The sequence below is a fragment of the Rheinheimera metallidurans genome, from assembly GCF_036983985.1.
Classification (GTDB): domain Bacteria; phylum Pseudomonadota; class Gammaproteobacteria; order Enterobacterales; family Alteromonadaceae; genus Alishewanella; species Alishewanella metallidurans.
Genome location: NZ_JALAHQ010000003.1, coordinates 21,929 through 46,156, shown reverse-complemented (window position 1 = coordinate 46,156; position 24,228 = coordinate 21,929). Strand labels below are relative to the sequence as shown.

General features: G+C 44.5%; 20 protein-coding genes. 12 read left to right on the top strand and 8 right to left on the bottom strand.

Going from position 1 to position 24,228, the window contains the following annotated elements; all coding sequences use genetic code 11:
• Positions 1-64: 64 nt before the first annotated feature.
• Positions 65-679: a TetR family transcriptional regulator gene (locus tag MN199_RS09350; protein ID WP_132585779.1), complete on the top strand. Its 615-nt coding sequence runs from the start codon at positions 65-67 to the stop codon at positions 677-679.
• Between the two features lie 98 nt (positions 680-777).
• Here the strand turns inward: MN199_RS09350 and MN199_RS09345 are convergent, their stop codons facing one another.
• The 4 genes from MN199_RS09345 to MN199_RS09330 form a co-directional block, all read right to left on the bottom strand.
• Positions 778-3,882, bottom strand: coding sequence for an efflux RND transporter permease subunit (locus MN199_RS09345; protein ID WP_335739228.1), 3,105 nt, complete (start codon positions 3,880-3,882; stop codon positions 778-780).
• Between the two features lie 13 nt (positions 3,883-3,895).
• Complete coding sequence (locus MN199_RS09340) at positions 3,896-5,044, bottom strand: efflux RND transporter periplasmic adaptor subunit (RefSeq protein ID WP_335739227.1); 1,149 nt, start codon at positions 5,042-5,044, stop codon at positions 3,896-3,898.
• A gap of 327 nt (positions 5,045-5,371) precedes the next feature.
• Positions 5,372-7,774, bottom strand: a complete 2,403-nt coding sequence (locus MN199_RS09335; protein ID WP_335739226.1) for a TonB-dependent receptor plug domain-containing protein — start codon at positions 7,772-7,774, stop codon at positions 5,372-5,374.
• Between the two features lie 133 nt (positions 7,775-7,907).
• Positions 7,908-8,045, bottom strand: a complete 138-nt coding sequence (locus MN199_RS09330; protein ID WP_335739225.1) for a DUF2256 domain-containing protein — start codon at positions 8,043-8,045, stop codon at positions 7,908-7,910.
• Positions 8,046-8,212: 167 nt separating this feature from the next.
• Between MN199_RS09330 and MN199_RS09325 the strand changes: the two genes are divergently transcribed.
• On the top strand, positions 8,213-10,075 hold the full coding sequence (locus MN199_RS09325; RefSeq protein WP_335739224.1) for a Na/Pi cotransporter family protein: 1,863 nt from the start codon (positions 8,213-8,215) through the stop codon (positions 10,073-10,075).
• On the opposite strand, the gene MN199_RS09320 is transcribed toward MN199_RS09325, so the two are convergent.
• Positions 10,067-10,303: a MarR family transcriptional regulator gene (locus MN199_RS09320; protein ID WP_335739223.1), complete on the bottom strand. Its 237-nt coding sequence runs from the start codon at positions 10,301-10,303 to the stop codon at positions 10,067-10,069. The two genes, MN199_RS09325 and MN199_RS09320, sit on opposite strands and share 9 nt — an antisense overlap.
• A 123-nt stretch (positions 10,304-10,426) precedes the next feature.
• Here MN199_RS09320 and MN199_RS09315 point away from each other — a divergent pair, with 123 nt between their 5' ends.
• The 7 genes from MN199_RS09315 to MN199_RS09285 all read left to right on the top strand — a co-directional run bounded on the left by MN199_RS09315 (position 10,427) and on the right by MN199_RS09285 (position 20,039).
• A complete protein-coding gene (locus MN199_RS09315) occupies positions 10,427-10,552 on the top strand; it encodes a hypothetical protein (RefSeq protein WP_335739222.1) in 126 nt (41 codons plus the stop codon).
• A gap of 75 nt (positions 10,553-10,627) precedes the next feature.
• The gene (locus MN199_RS09310; protein WP_335739221.1) at positions 10,628-11,512 is read left to right on the top strand and encodes a response regulator transcription factor; all 885 of its coding nucleotides are present in this window, start codon (positions 10,628-10,630) and stop codon (positions 11,510-11,512) included.
• Between the two features lie 282 nt (positions 11,513-11,794).
• Positions 11,795-14,767, top strand: a complete 2,973-nt coding sequence (locus MN199_RS09305; protein ID WP_335739220.1) for a TonB-dependent receptor — start codon at positions 11,795-11,797, stop codon at positions 14,765-14,767.
• Positions 14,768-14,867: 100 nt separating this feature from the next.
• Positions 14,868-16,601, top strand: a complete 1,734-nt coding sequence (locus tag MN199_RS09300; RefSeq protein ID WP_335739219.1) for a cyanophycinase — start codon at positions 14,868-14,870, stop codon at positions 16,599-16,601.
• Complete coding sequence (gene yfcC / locus MN199_RS09295; protein ID WP_335739218.1) at positions 16,594-18,042, top strand: putative basic amino acid antiporter YfcC; 1,449 nt, start codon at positions 16,594-16,596, stop codon at positions 18,040-18,042. Before MN199_RS09300 ends, yfcC begins: the two co-directional genes overlap by 8 nt.
• A 33-nt stretch (positions 18,043-18,075) precedes the next feature.
• Positions 18,076-19,245, top strand: a complete 1,170-nt coding sequence (gene iadA, locus MN199_RS09290) for a beta-aspartyl-peptidase (protein WP_335739217.1) — start codon at positions 18,076-18,078, stop codon at positions 19,243-19,245.
• Between the two features lie 155 nt (positions 19,246-19,400).
• The gene (locus MN199_RS09285) at positions 19,401-20,039 is read left to right on the top strand and encodes an NAD(P)H-dependent oxidoreductase (RefSeq protein WP_335739216.1); all 639 of its coding nucleotides are present in this window, start codon (positions 19,401-19,403) and stop codon (positions 20,037-20,039) included.
• A gap of 34 nt (positions 20,040-20,073) precedes the next feature.
• Here the strand turns inward: MN199_RS09285 and MN199_RS09280 are convergent, their stop codons facing one another.
• From MN199_RS09280 to MN199_RS09270, 3 genes are read right to left on the bottom strand one after another with little or no spacing between them, the layout of a single operon-like run.
• Entirely contained in the window at positions 20,074-20,412 is a 339-nt protein-coding gene (locus tag MN199_RS09280) for a YajD family HNH nuclease (RefSeq protein WP_335739215.1), read from the bottom strand.
• A 46-nt stretch (positions 20,413-20,458) separates the two neighbouring features.
• Positions 20,459-21,061, bottom strand: coding sequence for a pentapeptide repeat-containing protein (locus MN199_RS09275; RefSeq protein ID WP_335739214.1), 603 nt, complete (start codon positions 21,059-21,061; stop codon positions 20,459-20,461).
• Positions 21,058-21,213 carry a hypothetical protein gene (locus tag MN199_RS09270; RefSeq protein ID WP_335739213.1) on the bottom strand — a complete coding sequence of 52 codons (156 nt, stop codon included), beginning with the start codon at positions 21,211-21,213 and terminating at the stop codon, positions 21,058-21,060. The genes MN199_RS09275 and MN199_RS09270 overlap by 4 nt, the downstream gene beginning before the upstream one ends.
• 365 nt (positions 21,214-21,578) lie before the next feature.
• Between MN199_RS09270 and MN199_RS09265 the strand changes: the two genes are divergently transcribed.
• The 3 genes from MN199_RS09265 to MN199_RS09255 all read left to right on the top strand — a co-directional run bounded on the left by MN199_RS09265 (position 21,579) and on the right by MN199_RS09255 (position 24,176).
• Positions 21,579-22,172 (top strand): hypothetical protein, encoded by a 594-nt coding sequence (locus MN199_RS09265; protein WP_335739212.1) that lies wholly within the window; start codon positions 21,579-21,581, stop codon positions 22,170-22,172.
• A gap of 355 nt (positions 22,173-22,527) precedes the next feature.
• Positions 22,528-22,815: a helix-turn-helix domain-containing protein gene (locus MN199_RS09260; RefSeq protein ID WP_335739211.1), complete on the top strand. Its 288-nt coding sequence runs from the start codon at positions 22,528-22,530 to the stop codon at positions 22,813-22,815.
• A gap of 5 nt (positions 22,816-22,820) precedes the next feature.
• On the top strand, positions 22,821-24,176 hold the full coding sequence (locus MN199_RS09255) for a HipA domain-containing protein (protein WP_335739210.1): 1,356 nt from the start codon (positions 22,821-22,823) through the stop codon (positions 24,174-24,176).
• Positions 24,177-24,228 lie beyond the last annotated feature (52 nt).

The window sequence follows — 24,228 nt, the reverse complement described above, 5'->3', positions numbered from 1 at the left end:
ACAACACCAATTTGTGGTAGAATTGCTGCGGTAATAAGCAATTAGTTATGTTGAGAGAAGTAAAATGGCAAGACGCACCAAAGCAGAAGCTGAAGGCACTAGAACCGCAATTTTAGATGCCGCTGAAGTGTTGTTTTTTCAACAAGGTGTATCACGCACTACTTTAGAAAAAATCGCTGTCGCGGCTAATGTAACTCGCGGTGCTATTTATTGGCATTTCCAAAACAAAGCCGATTTATTTAACGCCATGCTAGATCGAGTGCGCTTGCCTTATCAGCATTTGCTTGACGAAATAGACAAAAATCCCACCGCAGATCCGTTTGAACAAGTACGGAATTTGATGATAGATAGCTTAAGTTTAATTGCTTCAAGTGAACAACATCATCGCGTACTAACCATTGTATTTCATCGCTGCGAATATATTGACGAGCTAAACCCAGCCGTAACCAAACAAGATGATTTAGACACATTAGCGGTAGCCGTATTGCAACGCGCATTTGAACGCGCAGAGCAAGCCGGCACACTACGTGATGGCCTATGCCCACGCCTAGCTGGCTTGGCATTGCATATGTATGTTGGTGGTATTATTAGTAAGTTTTTATTAAAGCCACAACAATGTGATTTGCGCCAACACGCCGGTGCCATGATAGACACCATGCTAGTAGGGCTGAAAAAGTAGGCCGAAAAGATATAAAAAAACCGACTGTATTAGCATAATACAGTCGGTTTAGGTTGGCACTTATAGCGGCCTAAGCCGCTATAAGTTATCCGGTAATGCTACACAGTAGGTTTTGGCTTACTGGCAAACAACTTCATAATCACTAGATAAAACACCGGCACTAAAAACACCGCCAGTACCGTCGCTGAAATCATTCCGCCTAGCACACTAGTACCTATAGCATTGCGGCTAGCCGAGCCAGCACCAGAGCTAATAACTAACGGTAACACACCTAACGAAAACGCCATCGACGTCATAATAATCGGACGTAAACGTAAGCGCACCGCTTCTAATATCGCCTCCGTAAGCTCTTTACCTTGCTGCTGCAGTTCTCGGGCAAACTCGACAATTAAGATCGCGTTTTTCGACGCCAAGCCCATCGTAGTTAATAATCCCACTTGGAAGTACACGTCATTACCAAGCCCGCTAACATAGGCCGCAATTAAAGCACCGATAATACCTAATGGCACTACCAAGATTACGGCGAACGGCACGCTCCAGCTTTCATACAAAGCAGCTAGACATAAAAATACCACCAAAACAGATAACGCGTATAGCGCTGGCGCTTGCGAACCTGACAGCTTCTCTTGATAAGACGTTGCAGTCCATTCAAAACCGACACCGGCTGGCAATTGGCTAATTAGCCGTTCCATTGTCATCATGGCATCGCCAGAACTTGTACCTGGTGCTGGTTCGCCTTGAATTTCCATGGCCGAGGCGCCGTTATAACGCTCTAAACGCTGTGCACCGTAAACCCAGTGACTGCGGGCAATAGAAGCAAAGCTCACCATTTCGCCCTTATTATTACGCACTTGCCAGCGATTAATATCTTCTGGTGTCATACGAAACTCAGGTTCGGCCTGCACAAATACTTTTTTCACTCGGCCACGGTCAACAAAGTCATTAACATAGGTTGAACCCCAACCGATCGACAGCGTTTGGTTAATATCACTTAACGATACACCTAAGGCTTGCGCTTTTAGCTGATCAATTTCTATTTGTAACTGCGGCGCATCTTCCATACCATTGGGCCGCACACCAATTAAATTGGGTTGTTGCGATGCCATACCCAGTAATTGGTTACGGGCATTTAAAAGTGCTTCGTGCCCTACTCCGCCTCTATCTTGCAAGAACAGCGTAAAACCAGTGGCACGGCCCAACTCCATGATCGGCGGTAAGTTAAAAGCAAATATTTGTGCTTCTTTTACTGAGCCAAAAAAGCCCCAAGCACGGCCAATAACCGCCTGTACGCTATCAGCTGGGCCACGTTGGTCCCAGTCTTTTAATCGCACAAAGGCTAAGCCCATATTTTGGCCACTACCAGAAAAGCTAAAACCCGATACGGTAAATACCGACTGCACTGCACTTTCATTACCGTAATGCGCAGCTACTTTATCCATCACCGCTTCAGTACGCTCTTGGGTAGCACTAGTAGGTAGTTGTACTAAGGTAATAAAAATACCTTGGTCTTCTTCTGGTAAAAATGACGTTGGCAAGCGCACAAATAGCACCGCCATCACTACCACTATCGCCAAATACACCAACATTGAACGTTTTGGCCGTGCCAACATGCCGGCCACACCGCGCTGGTAATTGTGGTTAGTGCTATCGAAGCCACGATTAAACCAACCAAAAAAACCGCTTTTAGTGTTATGGTTGCCTTTTACTGGTTTTAACATAGTGGCACATAGTGCTGGCGTGAAAATTAACGCGACCAATACCGACAAGGCCATCGCCGTGACTATAGTAATAGAAAACTGCTGATAGATAGCACCGGTTGCGCCACCAAAGAACGCCATAGGTACAAATACAGCTGACAATACTAAGCCTATACCAACTAAGGCACCGGTAATTTGTCCCATAGATTTACGCGTAGCTTCAACTGGGCCTAAGCCCTCTTCGCTCATTACCCGCTCAACGTTTTCAACAACGACAATAGCATCGTCAACTAACAAGCCGATGGCTAATACCATACCGAACATGGTTAACGTATTAATAGTGAAACCCAGTGCTGACATTACACCAAACGTACCTAATAAAACTACAGGTACAGCTAGAGTTGGGATCAGTGTTGCGCGGAAGTTCTGTAAAAACAGATACATAACCAAGAACACCAAAATGATAGCTTCAATTAAGGTTTGCACTACTGAACTAATAGATAGCTCAACGAACGGCGTCGTATCGTAGGGTATAACCGTGCTAACGCCTTCAGGGAAATACGGTTCTAGTTCGGCTATTTTTTTCTTCACTGCCGCGGCGGTATCTAGCGCGTTGGCACCAGTGGCTAATTCAATTGCGATGCCTGTTGCAGTTTTGCCGTTGTAACGAGCAATGACGGAGTAATCTTCACCGCCCAATTCTACGCGCGCAACATCAGACAATTTAACAGTAGAACCGTCAGCGTTAACACGTAGCAAAATTTCGCCAAACTCTTCGGCAGACGTTAACCGAGTTTGCGCTAATATTGCCGCATTAAATTGCTGGCCAGGTAATGCTGGTGTACCACCTAACTGGCCCGCTGTAACCTGATTATTTTGTACTTTTATCGCTGCGGTAACATCGGCAGGCGTAAGCTGATATTGGTTAAGTTGATCAGCATTTAACCATACCCGCATTGCATACTGGCTACCAAATACCACTACGTTACCCACACCGGCGGTGCGGCTAATTGGGTCTTTTACGTTAGCTACCACAAAGTCGGCAATATCATCTCGTTCTAGGCTTTGGTTTTCAGAAATAAAACCTATAACCATTAAAAATGAGCCGTTAGACTTAGCTACCCGCACACCATTTTGCTGCACTTCTTGTGGCAACAACGGTAAGGCTTGCTGTAGCTTATTTTGCACTTGTACCTGGGCAATATCGGCATCAGTACCCGTTTCAAAGGTTAGCGTTAAACTAACGCCGCCTGACGAGTCGGTGCTAGCCGACATATACATCAGGTTATCTAAGCCGTTCATCGCCTGCTCAATAACCTGAGTTACTGCATCTTCTGCCGTTTGTGCCGATGCACCACGGTATGATGCACTAATAGTTACAGCCGGTGGTGCGATACGTGGATATTGCTCTACCGGTAACTGTTTAATTGACAATAATCCTGCCAGCATAATTACTAAGGCAATTACCCAAGCAAATATTGGCCTACTTATAAAGAAATTCGCCATCTGCTACCCCTGCTTACTGCGTAGCAGTATTGTTAGTGCCATTTGCTTTATTAGCCGTTGCGTTAACGACTTTCACTTGGCTACCTGGCCGCACTTTTTGTAGCCCCGTAACAATAACTTGATCACCGGCTTTTAAGCCTGACAGCACTTGCCAGCCTTGCTCAACCGCACGGCCAACTTCAATAATGCGCGCTTCAACCTGATTATCAGCATTAACCAGCATAACGGATGCTTGGCCTTTAGGCGTGCGGCTTACGGCAGCTTGGGGTACCAGCAGTGCGTTATTATCCACGCCATGATGCAAGCGAGCACGGACAAACATACCCGGTAATAAGTCACCCTGTTTATTTGGGAATACCGCGCGTAATGTCACCATACCCGTGCTTGGGTCAACGTTAACTTCGGAAAACTGTAAACTGCCTTGCTCAGCGTAAGTGCTGTCGTCATCTAACAGCAAATCTACGGTTACCTTATCGCTGGCGTTCTGCTTTTTCAGCTTTAACAACTCTGCACTTGATTGCGTTAAATCGACATAAATTGGATCTAACTGGCGGATAGTAGCCAATACCTGCGCCTGATTTGCTGTTAATAACGCACCTTCGGTTACTTCAGAACGGCCAATTTGGCCAGAAATTGGTGCCGTAATTTGCGTATAGTTCATATTAATTTGCGCGGTTTGCAACGCAGCTTCTGCACTAGCAACGCCAGCTTCTGCCTGCATTAATGTCGCTTGGGCATCATCATAGTCTTGCTGGCTTACCGCTTTGCTGCCTAACAAGCCTTTTAAACGTTCCATTTTTAACTTAACGTTATGCGCTACCGCTTTATTACTACCTAAATTTGCCTTAGCATTGGCCAGTGCCGCCTGATACGGTGCGGCATCAATTTTGTACAACACATCGCCCGCCGACACTAACTGCCCTTCAGTAAACATGCGTTGTTGTAAAATACCATTTACTTGTGGCCGAATTTGCGCTTGGCGAAAATCAGTAGTGCGACCTGATAATTCAGTGACTAATGCCAATGGCGCTGTATTCAAAGTTACAACCCCAACCTCTGGCGCAGACGGCGCTCCCATGCCACCACCCGATTGCGGTTCACTACAGGCTACCAACAACAGTGCTGCTAACGGTGCCGTTAACAGCTTCATTTTTACACGCATATAAACTCCTGTGAGACACTGCCCAATTAACACAACGTAAAGCTTAGGCAGAATAAGAACGGCAATATACATACAAGTCTGTATGTAATCAATATAAGACTGCTAAAATTACAAAAAAACTGTTTAATAACCACTATCTATATGGCTTACCGCGTCCAGATCATCAATATTATAAGTCACTCTCACGCCACAACAAAACATCCAATACCTTTAGAGCGCTAGCCTAGGTTTAATGTAGGAATACCAGCTAACGCAAAAAACCGCTTAATGCGCCAGCTATTGGCAAACATAAAGCGGTTTTACTTGGTCAGCCTATTACATCACTAATTAGAACGTATAACGTGCTTCAGCAAAATAGTAACCCCCATTAAAACCAAATGGCGCGTTGGTATTTGGGTATTTAAAAATGCCGTTAAACTGATTAATCACCGGCTGCTCATCTGGGTAAGTATCAAATAAGTTATTGACGCCTAAGGTAAAATCTAACTGCGAATTAACCGCATAATTAACGGAAATATCAGCAATAGTTTTCGCACCAAACTCGTAGTTACCGGTGGCGTAGCCCAGTGTATAAGGGCCAAAGCGGTTTAAACGTAAGTTAGTAGTAAAGTCGCCATAGGTATGGCTGATACCGGCACTAAAGCTGTTTTTCGGGTTAGCGTCGGTTAAGCGCGTTTTTTCAACATCATCAAACAACGCTTGCTCTAAACCGCCCAATAAACTAGGTACTTTTATCTGTTTAATATCCGTATCGCTATATTGTGCCGATAAACTTAACTTTACGTCACCATATTCCGCTAACGACATTTGATAAGCCACTACGGCCTCCACACCTTGGGTACGGCTATCTACCGCATTAGTGAAAAACCGCACCGACTGCGCGGCATTGTTACCAAGTAACTGATCTATTACAGGGTTAGCTCGGCTTACACTGCCGGTTAAAATAATACGGTCGTCAATATCAATACGATAACCATCTAAGGTAAAAGTCACACCATTATCACCCTGATAGGTTAAGCCCAAACTGACACTTCTCGATTCTTCCGCTTTTAACTCACCTTGGCCTAAGGCTTTAACCACTGGCGAAGTGTTATTAAAGGTGCCCGATTCCACTGGGTTAAGTACGCCAGTAATGGGGTCGGCCACAAACAGGGTTGATAAGTTAGAGAAATATAATTGCTGCACACTTGGCGCTCTAAAACCGCTATTTATGGTGCTACGAATAGCCCAGTTTGGCGCAAATTCATACCGGCCAGCTAACTTCCAACTGGTATTATTACCAAAGTCAGAATAATGCTCTTGGCGCAGCGCCGCACCCCAGTTAAATTGCTCGGTTAATTGGTTTTCTACTTCAACATAAACGCCGACATTATTACGTGACTCGTCAACCGTTGACGCTGGCGTAAAGCCACCAAAACCTTGCATACCTGCACCTTTATTTTGGTAACCATAATTCTGGTATGAAAGCTCATCACCCTGAAAAATTTTATAACTGTTTTTCCGGTAGGAAACGCCACCTGATACGACTAAATCTGAATCATTCACAAAGGCAAACAATTTACTGGCGTCTAAATTAAGGTTTTGCTCGTTGTTTCTCATGCCACCGGCATAAGCACTAGTGGGGCTAGTTGGACCAAGTGAGGCGTTCAGTGAATTATTGACATAATATTGGTAACGGCTGGCACCGGTATTCGCCGATAAATCCCATTGCCAATCAGCAAGTTCAAACTTATAGCCGAGTGTAATAGCGTGATCATTGGTTTCTGGTGCTATTTCTGGTAAAAAACCATCTGGATAAATTTCTGGAATATTACGCGCATCTGAAGGTAAGCGAAAAAATGCGCCCGACTGTGTTTTGCGCTGCGAGATATCAGCAAAAGCATAAATCTCGCCTTCACCTAGCTTATAACCCACATTCACCATTAGCGCTAAGTTTTCAAAAGACGCATCGCCCACGCTGTGATTTAAGCGGTTGGCGGTGGCTTCACGTGGATCAGGTTGGCCGTTAATATCGGCATATTGTTTACGAGGGTCTAAGCCGGCACGGTTAGTTTTATTTTTATGGTGATATTCAGCGCTAATGGTAGCAAAACCATCTTCGGCAAAGCGTATGCCTTGGCTGCTGCTAATTTTGTATTGTTCGCCATCATCATCAAAGGTTTGGCCGCCGTTAAGGCTAATTTCGCCCCCCGACATATTATCTTTTAGTACTAAATTTATTACACCCGCTATCGCGTCTGAGCCATATTGTGCGGCTGCACCGTCACGTAATATTTCAATTCGTTTAATTGCGCTCATTGGAATAGCGTTTAAATCAACGTTAGAACTACCGCGGCCCATCGTGCCGTTTAAATGCACTAATGCAGAACCATGCCTACGTTTACCATTAATCAAAACCAAGGTATGGTCAGGCGATAAACCGCGCAAACTCGCCGGGCGCACTGCATCACTGCCGTCAGTAATCGATGAGGTAGGAAAGTTAAAGCTAGGCACTAAAAACTGTAACGCGCGGGCGGTTTCAGTCATACCGGTAGCTTGCAGTTCGGCAACACCAATAATATCTACCGGTGCGGTACTTTCTGTCGCCGAACGCACTGATAAGCGGCTACCAATTACCGAAATTTTTTCTACGTCAGCATCGTTAACCTGCTGCGCAAAAACAGTTGGCGCACTAACGGCTATGGCCAAACCTAGGCTTGATGCCAAGTAAGAAATTTTAGGTATCATCATGCTGTCCTCTTATTAAGCAATGTATAAACAATACATCAATTTTATATAGCGTAATTATAATTAATTTTATGAAGCTAGAACTTAAACGCATATATGGAACTTTCTGTATCAAATAAAATATAGTCTAGATCATTCAGTTACGCTGCCCTGCACAGCGTTTTGAGCAATATTTAACCTCTAACCAGTTTTTTTGCCATTTTTTCCGCCAACTAAACGGCCGCTGGCATCTGCTACATATTTTTTCTGGCAAGTGTGCTTTTTTAATTACCATTAATATTGGAGTAACTCGCAATGCTTTGAGCTATATAGTCAACTAACGGCAAATACGATCACCTCGTTATGCATTTTAATGCCCGCTAATATTGAATCTACTAGCCAAGTTATGCGCTAAGCCTTAATCTAAGCGCATTTTAACTGCCCGAGGTTGTTGAGCTATTAATGCGTAAATTTAAAGTCTTATTACTGCCTGTTGTAATTTTAGTGCTGCTTGCTGTCAGCTTTTGGTTTAGCGGCGGTTGGCTGCAACTTTGTGCGGGCTTAGCGTTATTTTTATTCGGCATGCAGTGTTTAGAAGAAGGCCTAAAACAATTAGCCGGCGGCAAACTTGAACAAGTTTTAGCACGCGGCACCTCTACGCGGTTTAAAAGTTTTTTAATTGGTATCGGCGGCACTATGTTGCTGCAATCGACCACCTTAGTGTCGTTACTAACTATCGCCTTTATTAGTACCGGTTTAATTCAACTGGGTAGCGGAATTGCGATTTTATTAGGGGTTAATTTAGGTGCCAGCGCCGGTATTTGGTTATTAGCGGCGGCGGGGCAAAACTTTAGTTTAAGTCCGCTGGCGTTACCTTTACTGGTGTTCGGTGTATTAGCCGGTTTTAATGGCCCGAAAAGTAAAGCCGCAGGTCGTATTGTGTTGGGTATTGCCTTTATTTTCTTAGGTATTGATCAAATTAAAGGCGGCTTTAGTGAGTTTGGCAGTAACTTAGATTTAACTCAGCAATTTGACTCCACGCTATTAGGCCAGTTAGCTTTTGTCGCAGCGGGTATTGCGCTAACCGCCGTTCTGCAATCTAGCCATGCCACGCTGATGTTAGTGTTAGCCGCGTTGTCTGGTGGCCAAATAGAATTATGGCAAGCTATGGCCATTGCTATTGGCGGCAATATTGGCAGTAGCGTTACCACCGCATTAGTCGGATGGCTAAGTGGTAACCGCAGCGGTCAGCGCTTAGTATTAGTGCATGCGTTATTTAATATCGTTACCGGTATCGTTACCCTTGCCTTACTAATGCCATTAATGTGGCTGTCGCAACAGACTATGGCACTGTTTGGTGCAGCTGATAACACGCTGCTACAATTAGCGCTGTTTCAAACCTTATTTAACCTTATTGGCGTAATAATGTTTTGGCCATTACAAAGCAAAATAGAACGCGGGTTGTGCTACATTTTACCCAATGTGGTTGAGCCAGAAATACTGATTACCGACGTAGATGTACCGCCAGAGCCGCAGGTTAAGCCGAAAAAACTACAAGTTGCCAGTAACCATGCGCGTTATCTTAACGACGCAGCGCTAGCCTCTGCCGATACAGCAGCTAGTGCGGTGGTGCAAGAGCTTCAGCATTTAGGTCGGTTAAGCTTAGAGGTAATTTGCCACGCGGTGTATTTACCCACTGAGCAACTTAACGCTCACACCGTAGATGATAAAATACTTAACACCTTGCCCGACGACAGTAAAAGCTTAGATGCAAAAGAGCTGTATCAAACCCATATTAAAGGGGTTTACTCTGATTTATTAGGCTTTATGAGCCGGTTAAATATTGAGTTAGATGAAGAACAGCAAAAGTTTTGGATGACTTGCCACATGGTGGCATTGCAATTAGTTGACGCAGTAAAAAATGCTAAGCATTTGCAGAAGAACCTCTATCGTTATTTACGTGATGATTCTATTTTTGCGCGTAATCTTTATTTGGATCTACGCCGGCATGTGTTTTGGGTATTACGCCAAGCTAGCGAATTAAGCCGCACAGATTTAACCGACGAGCAATCATTGCAAGCGTTAGCCAAAATAAATAGCGAAACCGAACATTTTGTTAAAGAGTTTCGCCATCGTATTTTTAGCGCGATACGGCTACAAAGCTTAAACAATATGCAGGCTAGCTCGTTAATGAACGACCTTAATTACAGCGACCGCATTGCTCAAAGCTTTAGTAATGTGCTGCAAATTAGCCTTACTGCCGATAATGAATTACTGCGTTCGGTGCGGCATTTAGGCTCGGAAAATATGCCGTTACTAAATTAAATTTCGCTCTTTTAGCCGCTTAATAAGGCCAGTTAAGCTCGGGCTTAAAATACAGGTTAACTTAGCTAATTCTTTAAACTCTAAACCGCTGAACTCACTTAAAGCGCGAAGTACACGCCACTGCTGATCGGTAAAGTCCGCTTCATGCAGTATCGGGCGGAAAAAAGACATGGTTACTTCACGAGCCATTACGAGCTTAATCGGTAAATATTCGTTGAATTTATGCATTAGATTAGCAGTAACCTTCAGAAATTAAGCGAAAACTAATAACATTTGATTGAATTTTAGCCACGTAGTTTTGTGCATTATGATAGCTTAATGTAGTTCAGTAAAGTTGATCTGCAACAGCTTATGACGCAAACACATTCACTTGAGCTTTATATTCCCGCCGGTAGCGCTATGCAATTAGCAATAAATTTGCCACACTCGGCGCTTGTTAAACAGTTTAGCCTGCCAGTGTTTGCCGCCCTACTGTAGCTGCGCTTTAATACCGTAATTATAAATATTAGCGTTACCCGTGTCGTCGGTTTTTAGTTTTTAACAGAGGTAAGCATGGAGCCAACCAAGGGTAAAACCTATAGATCAACCTTAGCGTTAACCTTTGACGAGCGCGTTATTGCCGCATTTGCAAGCCTTTGGCGCTGCTTGGGCACCGCCGATTTTAGCGCGGCGGTAATGGACGTATTAGATGCGGTATGTGCCACCGACTCCTGCGGTATTTTAGTGTATTACCGCCAGCGTAAACCCTTAAGTTTGTTGCACCGCTTTAACCCCGTGCAACGTAAAGTTGCCGCCGATATTTATTCTACTGGGCCTTATGCGTTAGATCCGCAATACCGGTTGTTTTTAGCGGGCTGCCCAACGGGTGCTTATTGGCTGCGTAATGTTGCGCCTGACGATTTTTACTCTAGCGAGTACTACCAAACCTTTTATTCTAAAACCGGTGTCGCTGACTCTATTGATGTGCTGTGGCGAATTGATGACGATTCTGCCTTAGTGTTTTTTATGCAGCGTAATATTCATAGCAACGAATTTACCGCAGCTGATTTAACGGCATTAAATATGGTGTTGCCGATATTATCTGAGGCATTAACTAAACACTACCAGCTAGCCACCGCGTTGCCACAGGCCAACCCCGACGATAAAACACATCAACAAGTAGAATGTACGTTAAGTCATTTTGCTAGCTCGCTGTTAACAAAACGCGAGCGCGATGTATTGCTATATATGCTGCGTGGTTATTCGTCAGCACTAACGGCGCAGAAGCTAAATACCTCAGACGGTACGGTAAAAATTCACCGCAAGAACATTTACCGTAAACTAGAAATCAGCTCGCAGGCTGAGCTTTTTTCTTTATTTATCAACTGCATTCCTTTTGCACGGCCAGATGAAGACAGCGACCCACTGCAGCTGTATCAGCAAAATCATCGGCTTTAAATACTGTTATTAGCGCAGCACCAATACTAATGCAGCACTGCGCTGTTTAAAAAACAGACTATTTCTTTCGGGGTAGGCGCAACGCTAATTCATTGGCCAATTCTGTAAATTACTATACCTAACAGGATATATAAGCTTTTACTTTTACTCTCTATTATCAGAGTAGAAAGAATAAGAGCTGGGCGCTAACGGCTAAAACAGAGCTACGCTGTTACAAACAAGCCCAAAAAATAACAATAACAGGCGGACATGGACCTGTAGCAGCAAGCCGGAGTTAATAACATGACACAACAGAAGCTTAAATACCTACGCCGTTCCGCCTTAGCAATATTTATTACCGCCGCACTTAGCCAGAATATGGCCTATGCCGATTTATCTGTCGGGTCTATTTTTGGCCAGACTGACACCGGCATCACCATTTCGGTAAAAAATCTAGAAACCGGTTTAAAACGTGAACTCACCTCCGACAATAGCGGCCGATTTAATTTCTCACAATTACCCAGTGGCCGTTATCAAGTAGTGGCCAAAGGCGTAACCCGCGAAGTTGTGGTTGGTATAGGCACAGGTACGCCGGTCAGTTTCAGTGATGACGCCATGGAGCGTATTTCTGTTGTTGGCTCAACCATTAGCCCTATTGATACCTCATCAGTGGAGTCGAGCACGGTATTTACCGCCGCACAAATGGAGCGCTTACCCATCGGCCGTGATATTAGCGATGTCGCCCTATTAGCGCCAGGTACTGTGCGCGGCGACAGTGGTTTTGGTAAGCTGGCTTCTTTTGGTGGCTCGTCGGTGGCCGAAAACGGCTACTACATCAATGGTTTTGACGTTACCAACGCGCGTACATTTTTATCATACGGCCGTGTACCCTTTGATGCCATTGGCGAGCAAGAAATAAAAACCGGTGGCTTTGGCGCTGAGTATGGCCGCGCTCTGGGTGGTGTAGTAAATATTGTGACCAAACGCGGTACTAACGACTGGAAATTTAACGGCTCTGTGGTTTGGTCACCTTCCGACTTAGCCGCCTCAGGTAAGGATGTCATCAGCCGCACAGGTGTTGCAGGCGAGCGCAGTTATTACTCGGCTTACCGCTCAGCAGACAAACAAGATGAGCTGTCGTATAGCGTGTCAGGCGGCGGTGCCTTAGTGCAAGATAAGTTGTTTTTTTACGGCATGCTTGAAGGTAAAAAAGACAGCTTTGATTCATACGGCAGCGATCGCAGCACCGCAGGTGACAACACGTCGCCTAACGGTTTAGTGAAGTTTGACTGGTATATTACCGACAACCACATTTTAGAAGTAACCGGTATTCGTAACGTTGAAAAAACCGATTATGTTGACTACTTAAACCCAGATGACCGTTATTTTACCGGCCAACATGGCACCGAACGAGTACGTTATACCGAACGTAACGGCGGTGAAATTCTAATTGGTAAATATACCGGCCATTTAACCGAAGACTTTACCCTTGGCGTATTAGTTGGCCGTTTAACCAATGATTCTGGTTATATTACGCCAGACCCGTTAGCCGGCGACGAATGCCCATTAGTTGATATTTATGATCAAGACACCGACGACGTAATAGACGTTGGTTGTTGGAACAATATTAACGTGCGTTCGCTGGCTTTTGGCCCCGATAACGACGAGCGCAAAGCGCTACGCTTTGATGCCGAATGGCGTATTGGTGAGCATACGTTGCGTTTTGGTTATGACGACGAAACCTTTACCTCGCGCATTGCCGGTGCTGAATATTCTGGCGGCGTATTTTACCGCCGCTATACGCCAGTAGATTTTGCCGATCGCTGGAATGGTGTTGATATACCTGCCGATGCGCATGTCGTGCGCAAACGCACCCGCACGTCGCCATCAGGCCGTTACGAAGTAAAAAACTCGGCGTTTTACATTGAAGACAGCTTTTACGTTACCGACAGCGTGATGATTTACGCTGGCCTGCGCAGTGAGTCGTTTGACAACTTAAACGCCGATGGTGTGTCGTTTGTCGATGCGAAAAACATGATAGCGCCACGTTTAGGTTTTGTTTGGGACGTAAACGGTGATGCCAGCTCTAAACTGTATGCCAACGCTGGCCGTTACTATATTCCTATTGCTGCCAACACCAATATCCGCGCCTCTAACTGGCAGTATGTCACGACAGAATATTATCTGTACGATGGCCTAGTTGACCCTGCAACTCAGGCGCCACTGCAATTAGGTGACAAGCTTGGCTCTACGTTAACCAGCGGCCGTAATACCTCGCCTGATCCGGCCACGGTGGCTTCGGCAAACTTAGAGCCTATGATGCAAGACGAATTAATTTTAGGCTACCAGCGCCAACTGTCTGACTTATGGACCGGCGGTGTTAGCTTTATTTATCGTGAAGTGAAAAATGGTGTCGACGATTACTGTGGCCGCCAAGCGTTTATCAACTTTGCTGACGATCAAGGCTACAGCGACTTTGATGCTGATTCATTAGCTACCTGCATCATTTTAAACCCAGGTAGAGACTTAGAAATGGATATGGACGTGGCTGGCGATGGCGTATTAAAACGCGTTACCGTGCCTAACTCTTATCTGCAACTAGACAACTATAAACGGACTTACCAAGCACTCGAGTTTAACGTTGAGCGCGCCAGCGATAACGGCTGGTACATGCAAGGCAGTTACGTTTTTGCAAAAAGCCAAGGTAATAGCGAAGGCTTAGTGAATAGCTGGCTAGAGTCTGAGTCGCCGGGTTTAACCAACGATTTTGACCACAAAGTGTTTGTTGATGGCACCGACGGCTACCTGTCAAACGACCGTCGTCACACCGTTAAACTATTTGGTGGTTATGAGCTAACCGAGCAATTGGAAATATCGGCCAACGTATTATTGCAATCGGGTCGCCCGGTTAGCTGCTTTGGTTATCCTCCGTTTGCCGAAGACGATCCCGAATATGAGGTATTTGAGCGCTATGCCGCGTCTAGCCTGTATTGTCGCAATGCCACGGGCGAGCAAGAATTAACGCAACGTGGCCAGTTTGGCCGTACACCTTGGACCTACACGGTAAATTTAGGCCTCTCATATCGCCCGGACTGGGCAAAAGGCCTATTACTGCAAGCCAACGTGTTTAACGTATTAAATATGGGCCGAGTAACCGAATACAATGAAAAAGGTGATTTGTCGCTGGAAGATGCGGGGCAAAACCCGAATTTCTTAAACGATCAAAACTATCAGAGCCCGCGCTCTGTGCGTTTAACCGCGCGTTACTCATTCTAAACACTCGCTTTAAAATTAAGGCAGGGCTGTGTAAACAGCCCGTCTTTTTGTTCGGTTGCGCTATATGTTATAGCCAACAATGCCAACGGGATCTGATGTAATGTTTAATCAAACCTATAACCAACGCTTACTACTGCGCTCGCAACTGTTACTGCCGTTAGCGCTGTGTTTCGCGGCTTACGTGCAAGCAATAGAACCGGCTACAAACAGTGTTACTGGCAAAGAACTCTGGCTATTTGGTGGCGGAGAGCCTATTTGTTCGAGTGTAGAAATATCGCGCTGCGCGCCAGATAAAACAGCTGCAGCGGAGGCTTACTTTACACAACACCAAGCGGTGCGCGAAAAACATTTTCGACCAGAACCGCAAACGCTAAACGAATTAAAAGCCTTAACTGCGTGGCCGGCTAACCACATTCGACAACAGCAGGTAAAACCAGAATTACTGACGCAACTGCAACAGATGCTCAACAAAAGCTGGTCAGAAGATAGCTGGTACAACGAATTTAAGCGTTTTGATTTATCAGACGATGAGCAGAACCTACTCGACGATATATTTGAACAGCGCCCCGTATTGCAAGATGGCAGCACCGCGCAGGTTAAAGTGTATTTTGATGGTACTGAGCTCTATGTACAGCAGATGTTTCAGCACTTTATTCAGTCAGCAAAAAACCGCGCCATAGCGCGGGCTAAACAGCTAAATGCGGCCGCAGCACAACAAGCGTTAACACAAAAACCTACACTGGTATTAATTACCGCTTCATCGAATAGCTCTATGGATTGGGTCGATTATTACCTGCAATTATTTAACGCCGCCGGAGCCAATGCGGTGTGGCTACCCATTGAACCTGCGCTAGTACAAGCGGGTAATTGCGAGACCTTAGATCAAGACCGATTTCGCTGGAATGGCCAATATAAACGCGCCGCACGCTACCCAGAGCTAGCCGCTTATCAACAGAAAATGTGCCGTGAGCCGGCGCTAATGAGGCAATTACTTGAGCAAGCCGACGCCATTTTTATTAACGGTGGTGATCAGTCGCACACCATGCGCAGCTTACAGAAAAAACCGGGCGAATTTACTGAACTAGCACAGCTACTGCACCAACGCATTAATGCCGGTGTACCGCTGGCGGGTTCTAGTGCCGGCACTGCGGTGCAATCGGGACATCCGGTAAAAAACTTCCCCATGATCAGTGGCGGCCAAACCAGTAAAGCCTTGCGCTATGGCGCCTATGCTGACGAACCTAATGCCCCTTTGTGCCAGTTTCACCAAAGCTGTAGCTCTAAGCTAGACAGCAGCTTGTTAACCTATCGCGTAGCAGGAGGCTTACAGTCTTTTACGTTAGGTGTTACCGACACCCATTTTCGTGAGCGCAACCGCGAAGGCCGGTTATTACGCTTACTCATCGATACCAATACCAATTTTGGCTTTGGCATGGATGAAGCTACCGTACTGCGCGCCAACTTTACTACTCCAGACAGCGCACAGCTGCAGGTTGAAGGCCGCGGTGGTGTTTGGATTGCCGATACTAGCGCAACAAAAACGACAGTAGTAAAACCAACGGATAAAACCACCGCCTGGGCTGCAACCGGCATGAAGTTTACCCACTTACTCGCGGGTGACAGTGCATTTTTTCAGCACGGCATTCAGCGCGCTACATTGCAATGTGCTACGCCAGATCTAATGGAAAACAGCAAGGTAGCGCCCAACACCTATAGCAACGCAGATGGCCGGATCTGGCAAGCCGACGCCGGCCAAGTGCAAGCCTGCCAACGTGCCGATGGTCGGTGGCGTTACCTAAACTTACCCATGAGTTTGCAGGTGAACTATGAGTAAGCTGCCAGCAGAGTCAATAAATAGCGGCTGGCGCATGCCAGACACCTTGCTTATTGTGTTTGCGGTGCTGCTTTGCTCTGCGTTACTCACCTTAATTGTGCCACAAGGCCAGTTTGACACCGCGCTAGATGCCAATACCGGGCGGCAGTTATTAGTTGCCGATAGCTACCGTAGCGCATTTAACGGCGAGCCGCAGGCAGTATCATTATTTGCCGATGGCGAAAAAACCGGTGTGCTGACCGCATTTTTCGATGGCATGACCTCAGGCTCTAGAAATGGCTCAGCTATTGGCGTAATTATTTTTATTCTCCTAGTCGGCGGCAGTTTTGGCGTGTTACTGCGCACCGGCGCCGTTGACGAACTATTAAAGCTGCTAATTAGCAAAATGCAGCATAAAGCCCGTTATTTACTACCGGTTATGGCGCTGTTTTTTTCACTCGGCGGCGCTATTTTTGGTATGGGTGAAGAGGCAATGGCCTTTGCCATCTTGTTGGTGCCACTGGTTCGCATGCTGGGCTATGACGCTATTACAGCAGTCTTATTAACCTATGGCGCCACCCAAATTGGTTTTGCTACCTCGTGGATGAACCCATTTTCTGTTGCTATCGCCCAAAGCATTGCTGGCTTGCAGCCTTTATCTGGCTCTGGTTTTCGTATTGCTATGTGGTTGGTGTTTACCTTAATTTATATCGCATGGTTTATCTGGCGCGCAGAACGGCTTAGACGTAAAGCGGATATAAAAACCGACTTTGAAATTAGCCATCAATTTCGCTGGGGCCATTCGTTAGTAGTACTCACGCTAGTGGGCGGTATGGTATGGGTGGTGTGGGGTGTAGTAATGCAGGGCTATTTTTTGCGTGAAATTGCCACACAGTTTTTTGTCATGGCCATTATTAGCATGACCTTAGGCACGGTACTTAAACTTAATAGCGCCAGCCTAAATGATTATGTCGACGCCTTTAAAACCGGCGCAAACCAACTGTTACCGGCCGCATTAGTGGTCGGCATAGCACAAGGTATTATTTTACTGCTTGGCGGCACCAACCCTGAGCAACCCACTATTTTAAATACCATGCTGCATTACGCAGCGACCAGTATTAACGGCCATTCCGAGCTATTTGCTGCACAGGCCATGCTGGTGTTTCAAAGTGGCTTTAATTTCTTTGTTACCTCTGGCTCCGGCCAAGCCGCACTTACTATGCCGCTAATGGCGCCGTTATCGGATCTGGTTGGCGTTAGTCGGCAAATTGCCGTTTTAGCGTTTCAACTCGGCGATGGTTTGGCTCATCTATTTTATCCCACATCAGCCGCGTTAATGGGCACCTTAGCTATTGCTGGCGTTGAATTTACACAGTGGTTACGCGCTATGTGGCCGTTATGGTTATTACTAACAACAATGAGCATGCTGACAATGTTTGTCGCCGTTGCCATAGGTTATTAACGGCTGCTGTCAGCCAAAGAAGAAGAGATTTTTATGATCACCAGAATAGTAAACGGGATCTGTTATTCGCCAGAACCTTTAGGCCAAACTGATTTATTAGTAGCCGGCCAGCAAATAGCCGCATTAGGTGAGCAAGCAACACTGCAAGGTGAGATAGTGCAAACGGTAGACGCCAGCGACTGCTGGGTTGTACCTGGTTTAGTTGATTCATTAGCACATATTATTGGCGGCGGCGGCGAAGGCGGATTTCGCAGCCGCACTTCCGAGCTAAAAGTCGCCGATGCGATTGCCGCCGGCGTTACCACCCTCGTTGGCGTGCTAGGCACAGATGCCATTACCCGCACCCTCACCAACCTGTTAGCTAAAGCGCATGCATTAGATGAAGAAGGCCTAACTTGTTATTGTCACACCGGTTCTTATCAAATCCCAGCCTACACGCTGATGGGTGATTTGCTGCAAGATATCGTGCTAATTGACAAGTTTATAGGCGTTGGCGAAGTTGCCATTGCTGATCACCGCTCGTCGCAGCCTACGGTACAAGAGTTAGCACGTTTGGCATCACAAGCTCGGGTTGGCGGCATGCTGGCCGGCAAAGCCGGTATTGTTAGCGTGCACGTTGGCCCCTCGCCTGAAGGCATTGCGCAACTACTGCAAGTGGCAACCACTACCGATATTCCTATCACTCAGTTTTATCCCACCCATATGAACCGTAATCAACAGCTACTGCAAATGGGTTTTGCATATATTGCCCAAGGCGGTTATATCGATTTAACCACCAGCACCACCGCACAAGATATTGCTATGGGCGAAGTTAAGTGTGCCGACGCACTACTGCAAGCGGTTAACGCCGGCGCTAATCTGCAACATCTGACTTTTTCATCTGACGCCAATGCTTCGCTGCCGGTATTTGATGCGCAAAATAATTTTATCGGCTTAGGTGAAGGCCGCATTGCCAGTTTATATGAAGAAATGATCGACGCGATTCGCCTAGGTGTACCGGTAGAGCACGCTCTGCGCGTGGTAACGGCCAACCCTGCGCGCATTTTAAAGTTACCACACAAAGGTAACCTGAAAGTTGGTGCGGATGCTGACTTATTACTCATAGACAAAACCAGCCTAGAACTCAAAGCCGTCATGGCTAAAGGCCGCTGGCTATTCTCGGATGGCCGAGTATCGGTACAACGCAATAGCTTATTTTTTTAATACCGCTACGGGCAACGCGCCGCATTTTCAATGCCAAATTACAGGTTAATTTTGTCTATATTAGAATAACTTTAACTAAACCAACCGAAGCGACATAACGTATAATCAGCCCATAATTTATGCCGTTGTTGGCTTATGTAGTAAGGAAGTAGTAGATGTCGAGTTTAATTAACAATTTAGAATGGCGTTATGCCACCAAAAAGTATGACCCAAGCAAAGTTGTTGCCCAAGATAAGGTTGATTTAATACTTGAAGCTATTCGCTTAAGCGCGTCTTCAAGCGGTTTACAGCCCTATGAAGTCTTGGTGGTTACGAATAACGCCGTGCGTGAACAAATTAAACCGCATGCGTGGAACCAAAGCCAGATCACCGACTGCTCTCACTTACTGGTATTTGCCGCGTGGGATAACTACACCGCAGAGCGTATTAACCAGATGTTTGATTTAACCAATGATATACGTGGTTTTAAAAACGAAGGTTGGGAAAACTACCGCAACCAGCTACTTAACACCTACCCGCCGCGCGATGCTGAAACCAACTACCAACATGCTGCGCGTCAAGCATACATTGGTTTAGGTTCAGCGCTTATTGCTGCAGCAGAGCTAAAAGTAGACAGTACGCCAATAGAAGGCTTTGATCCGGCTAAAGTAGATGAAATACTGAATTTACAAGAAAAAGGCTTACGCTCAGTACTGTTAATGCCACTTGGCTACCGTGCTGATGACGGCGACTGGTTGGTAAACCTAACCAAAGTACGCCGCAGTCGCGAGCAGTTTATTACGGAAGTAAACTAAAGCCAATTTAAAGCTTAGCTGCGGTTTTATACGGCTATTTAGGCTTATTAAGCAGCGCTTTTAAATCGGCAAACGGGTTATGCGTGGCCGCGGCTACTTTTTGCTCGGTGGTGCCGCCGTACATAACATATTCGTGATACTTATTGTGCTCATTATCGTGGCAATAAATACACAGTAATTCCCAGTTGCTACCATCGGCTGGGTTATTGCTGTGGTTATGATCGATATGATGCACCGTTAACTCACGCAAATTAGAATGCACAAATTCACGGGCACAGCGCCCGCACACCCAAGGATACATTTTTAACGCCCGATCGCGATAGCCTTGCTCTTGTTGCTGATAGGCCTGCGCGCCGCTGTTAGTTTTGTTCATAATTGTCCTACTTAAATGATATTGGGCACCAAAATAATCATAAAGATTAATCGTATAGCTCGATATTTAAACTGTTAAGCAATGACGAGGCTTCAGGCAATGAAAACTTAGCTTGTTCTAACTGATTACAAAATATATCAATTTGATAGTTTGTGGCATCAACAAAATCGGCCCGATTTAAGCTCGTGTTTCTAAATACGCTGTGCCTTAAATCAGAGAAACAGAAGCTGGCATCGTCCAGTACACATTCAGTAAAATCGACGTCATGTATTTTACAGTGTTGAAATTGAATTTCAGCAAGGTGCAAACCATAAAATGAACTGTCATTAACAACACAACCGGTAAATTTAATGGGCGCATGCATTTTTACGTTAGACCAACGCGCACTCGTCCAATTAACCCCCAGCAGTTTACAATCAGTAAAGGTTGTTTCATAAAACACACAATCTGGAATTTTCACCAAACTTAAATTACAGCTAACAAACTCACACTCTTCAAAGCGGCAACTCGACAACGTGGCCTCACTAAAATTACTGCGCTTAAACGTACAATTAGCAAAGGTCTTACCGTCAATTTCACTACAAGCTACATCAAGCTCAGTAAAATCGGTATCAACATAATGCATTAAAGAATCATCAAGTTTGTTCATTTGCCCTCAGTGCTAATACAACTAACGATAAAACCCTGTGCGGGTATAAGAGGTAAAAACTCAGCATATAACGCCGACATATCAACATTGCGAGTTGAATCACTAAAGCTTTGTGCGTTGTTGTTATAATAAGTGAGCGTGGAATTAGGCATACAACTCACCGTTCCTTGGGGTATTTTTGACAGCAATTTTGCTATTAATTACGCATTTAATTATTGGCAATTTAACTGATATAAGTTAGAAACTCTAGGCAGATTAACTTAATAATGATTCACTGCGCCTGGCAGACTGCAATAAACACTTTTACGTTGGTAATTTAATGGTTATAGATAAGCAGTACTTTTTATTAATTCCTTCTCACAGCGCTAATTTTAATACTTGTTTCTATTGCGGCTGTATTGCGAGCGAGCACGATTATGCTCCGCCTTTACAGTATCTTGAGTTTTATCTGGCAACCAAAGAACCGTCTGAATTTTTAAAAATACCATGTTGTAACGAGTGTTATGAGCATTTGAAAATGTGTAAAGCGGGCTCGCTTGATGAGCGCAAAGACTTTGCTAAAAAAAGGCTGGCGAAAAAGTACGATAAAGCGCTTACTATTTATGAAATGTGGTCAAAAGAAGAATTAGATGGTTTAGATTTTAGTTTGCGCCACAGTGTGGCAGCAGGTTTGCAACTGGGTGAAGAGACCACCAATCGCTTATTGTTTCCGGGTTTTAAGTTTGAAGCCGCGGGGCTAGAGCACCAAGTAAATTATGGGCCAGCACAGCATTTTGATGTGTTCGGCGAGCAATTTACCACATTTAGAGATGCACTAGACTTTGCCAGTAAAGCGTATCGAATTTCTAAAAACACCCTTAAAGAGTATTTTGCTGACCACGATAATAGCTTTGAAAAAGCGATTATCGCCATCCATAAGGAAGTAGCTGATAAAGCGTTTCAAAAGCAATTAAAAACGCGTTGTAACCAATTTGCCAAACAGCATAAGCAAGCAGTTATTTTTGTGCACAAACAAGTAGACCGCTATTTAAGTGAAGACGAAGATATGACAATAGATGAAGCGTTAACGCTGCTGTATGAAACTAGGGTTAAACCAAGCTTAACTCGTTAACTTCTTTACTACCCTTTATTATGTCTAGCTTTAACCGTGCAAAGGAGTACCGGCTTTCGCCGCTAACGTTGTCTTGTCAAAGATTGCCTATGTCGTTTTCAATATCACTCACTTTTCTTTAACTTTAAAGCGAGCAACATCATCTTTGCGTTTCATGGTAATAACTCTCAGTTGTTATAATGCTATTCCTATCTATAAGAATAGTTTAACCACCACGACAATAATTAACCAATATCGATGATTAGTGCGTTTGAAGCTAATGCTAAGCATATATTAACCGTAAGTGGTGAATATTATTGCAAAATCAGAAATTTTAAATATAATCACCGTTTGCGATGAATAATAGAGAATCTTTATGGCTAATAAAGTAATTGCGTCAGAAATGCCTACTTCTCCATTTATTGATAATGCTGAGGTGTTAGGCAAACTAATCAAAGCGAAAAGAACAGGGGTAGGCCTAAAACTGGCTGATTGTGCTGCATTATGTGGGATCGGTATCAATACATTATCCCGTATTGAAAATGGCAATGCTAATTGCACTTTGTCTGCTATTTTTTCAGTACTCAATGGCTTAGGGATCAAACTCATTACCAATGAGTTATTAGATCCACAAGACTCCTCTTTAAACGATGAGTGGATTTAAAAGCTATGAATACTAAAGTTACACTCGAATCAGCATATTCTTTAGATGTTAATTATGCTGATACATTAATAGGCACACTGTTTCTAGATAAAACCACCAACTTATTAAAGTTAAAATATAATGAGTATTGGCAAAAAAATGGCTTTGCAATATCACCTAGTCTCTCTTTAGATAACTTGCATTTGCCCGAAGTAGCATATAACTACTTTGACAACGCATTACCCGAAGGCCAAGCAAGAACCTTGCTAGCTGAAAACTTAGGCGTATCCGAAAAAAATGTTTATTCACAAGTACGAGAGCTAGGGAATGATCTTGCTGGGGCCATAACATTTAGAAAATTATCACCTCCAAATAACCAACTCAGTACAAACTCTCAAGCTATATTCAGGCATCTAGAACCCGAAGAGTTAGAAACGCGCTTAGATCATAAAGAAGAGCTTGGATTACTTATTTGGGACGACAAACCGCGACTAAGTGTTGCAGGGGTTCAAGATAAGCTAAACGTGTTTATTGACGACCAAAATAACATAGGATTTGGGGATGGCTCATTATGCTCAACCCATATCATTAAATTTGAAAAAAAAAGTTGTCCAAACCTAGTTCTAAATGAATACTTTTGTATGAGACTATCGGCAGCCGCAAAGTTACCTACGGCAGACGTTAAATTTGTCAGGTTTGGAAAACATCCTGCCCTCCTCGTCACCCGATTTGATCGTAAATATGTAAGTAATACAAATAAAGTTATGCGCCGGCATGTTATTGATGGCTGCCAAGCATTAAATTTACCTAGGGACTATAAATATGAGCGAAACTTAGGCGACGGGCGTGACGTAAAGCATATACGAGACGGTGCAAATTTAGAGAGTCTATTCGCATTTTGTAAAACGATGAGTGCTCCAGCTCAAAGCACCCAAATACTTATCAACTGGCAGTTGTTCAACTTAATGATCAACAACTACGATAGCCATGGTAAAAACATATCAATATTTTTTGATAAAAACACCAGTAAATTTACCCCAAGCTACGATCTCGTTAATGTAGCGATGTTTAATCAATTTAAACACGTATTAGCCATGGCAATGGGCGATGAGTTTGAACCAAACGATATAAATGCTTATCAACTAGCTGATTTCGCAGAAACTTGCGGCATCAACAAAAAACTCTTAACACGTTTATTAATAAACTTAGCTGATATAGTTATTGATTTACTTACCAGTAAGCAGTTAATCAACGCCATGAAAGACGACACATTTATCACACTTAAAGATATTGAATATCTCAATAAAGTAAGTGATAACATTTTAGCTAGAACAAGGCACTTACGCTCACAAGCCACTGATATTACAAAAATAAATATTTAAGTAGTGATCTAATTTAAGCGTAATTCTACCGCTAACTTCCATTAAAAATGAG

Excerpts from the sequence above, each read along its gene's own strand:
- MN199_RS09350 (WP_132585779.1), top strand. The coding sequence starts at position 65 with ATGGCAAGACGCACCAAAGCAGAAGCTGAAGGCACTAGAACCGCAATT.
- MN199_RS09335 (WP_335739226.1), bottom strand. The coding sequence starts at position 7,774 with ATGATGATACCTAAAATTTCTTACTTGGCATCAAGCCTAGGTTTGGCC.
- MN199_RS09315 (WP_335739222.1), top strand. The coding sequence starts at position 10,427 with ATGACGCAAACACATTCACTTGAGCTTTATATTCCCGCCGGTAGCGCT.
- MN199_RS09270 (WP_335739213.1), bottom strand. The coding sequence starts at position 21,213 with ATGCCTAATTCCACGCTCACTTATTATAACAACAACGCACAAAGCTTT.
- MN199_RS09310 (WP_335739221.1), top strand. The coding sequence starts at position 10,628 with ATGGAGCCAACCAAGGGTAAAACCTATAGATCAACCTTAGCGTTAACC.
- MN199_RS09330 (WP_335739225.1), bottom strand. The coding sequence starts at position 8,045 with ATGGTAATTAAAAAAGCACACTTGCCAGAAAAAATATGTAGCAGATGC.
- MN199_RS09260 (WP_335739211.1), top strand. The coding sequence starts at position 22,528 with ATGGCTAATAAAGTAATTGCGTCAGAAATGCCTACTTCTCCATTTATT.
- MN199_RS09255 (WP_335739210.1), top strand. The coding sequence starts at position 22,821 with ATGAATACTAAAGTTACACTCGAATCAGCATATTCTTTAGATGTTAAT.
- MN199_RS09275 (WP_335739214.1), bottom strand. The coding sequence starts at position 21,061 with ATGAACAAACTTGATGATTCTTTAATGCATTATGTTGATACCGATTTT.
- yfcC (WP_335739218.1), top strand. The coding sequence starts at position 16,594 with ATGAGTAAGCTGCCAGCAGAGTCAATAAATAGCGGCTGGCGCATGCCA.
- MN199_RS09300 (WP_335739219.1), top strand. The coding sequence starts at position 14,868 with ATGTTTAATCAAACCTATAACCAACGCTTACTACTGCGCTCGCAACTG.
- MN199_RS09285 (WP_335739216.1), top strand. The coding sequence starts at position 19,401 with ATGTCGAGTTTAATTAACAATTTAGAATGGCGTTATGCCACCAAAAAG.
- MN199_RS09345 (WP_335739228.1), bottom strand. The coding sequence starts at position 3,882 with ATGGCGAATTTCTTTATAAGTAGGCCAATATTTGCTTGGGTAATTGCC.
- MN199_RS09340 (WP_335739227.1), bottom strand. The coding sequence starts at position 5,044 with ATGCGTGTAAAAATGAAGCTGTTAACGGCACCGTTAGCAGCACTGTTG.
- MN199_RS09320 (WP_335739223.1), bottom strand. The coding sequence starts at position 10,303 with ATGCATAAATTCAACGAATATTTACCGATTAAGCTCGTAATGGCTCGT.
- MN199_RS09265 (WP_335739212.1), top strand. The coding sequence starts at position 21,579 with ATGTGTAAAGCGGGCTCGCTTGATGAGCGCAAAGACTTTGCTAAAAAA.
- MN199_RS09325 (WP_335739224.1), top strand. The coding sequence starts at position 8,213 with ATGCGTAAATTTAAAGTCTTATTACTGCCTGTTGTAATTTTAGTGCTG.
- iadA (WP_335739217.1), top strand. The coding sequence starts at position 18,076 with ATGATCACCAGAATAGTAAACGGGATCTGTTATTCGCCAGAACCTTTA.
- MN199_RS09280 (WP_335739215.1), bottom strand. The coding sequence starts at position 20,412 with ATGAACAAAACTAACAGCGGCGCGCAGGCCTATCAGCAACAAGAGCAA.
- MN199_RS09305 (WP_335739220.1), top strand. The coding sequence starts at position 11,795 with ATGACACAACAGAAGCTTAAATACCTACGCCGTTCCGCCTTAGCAATA.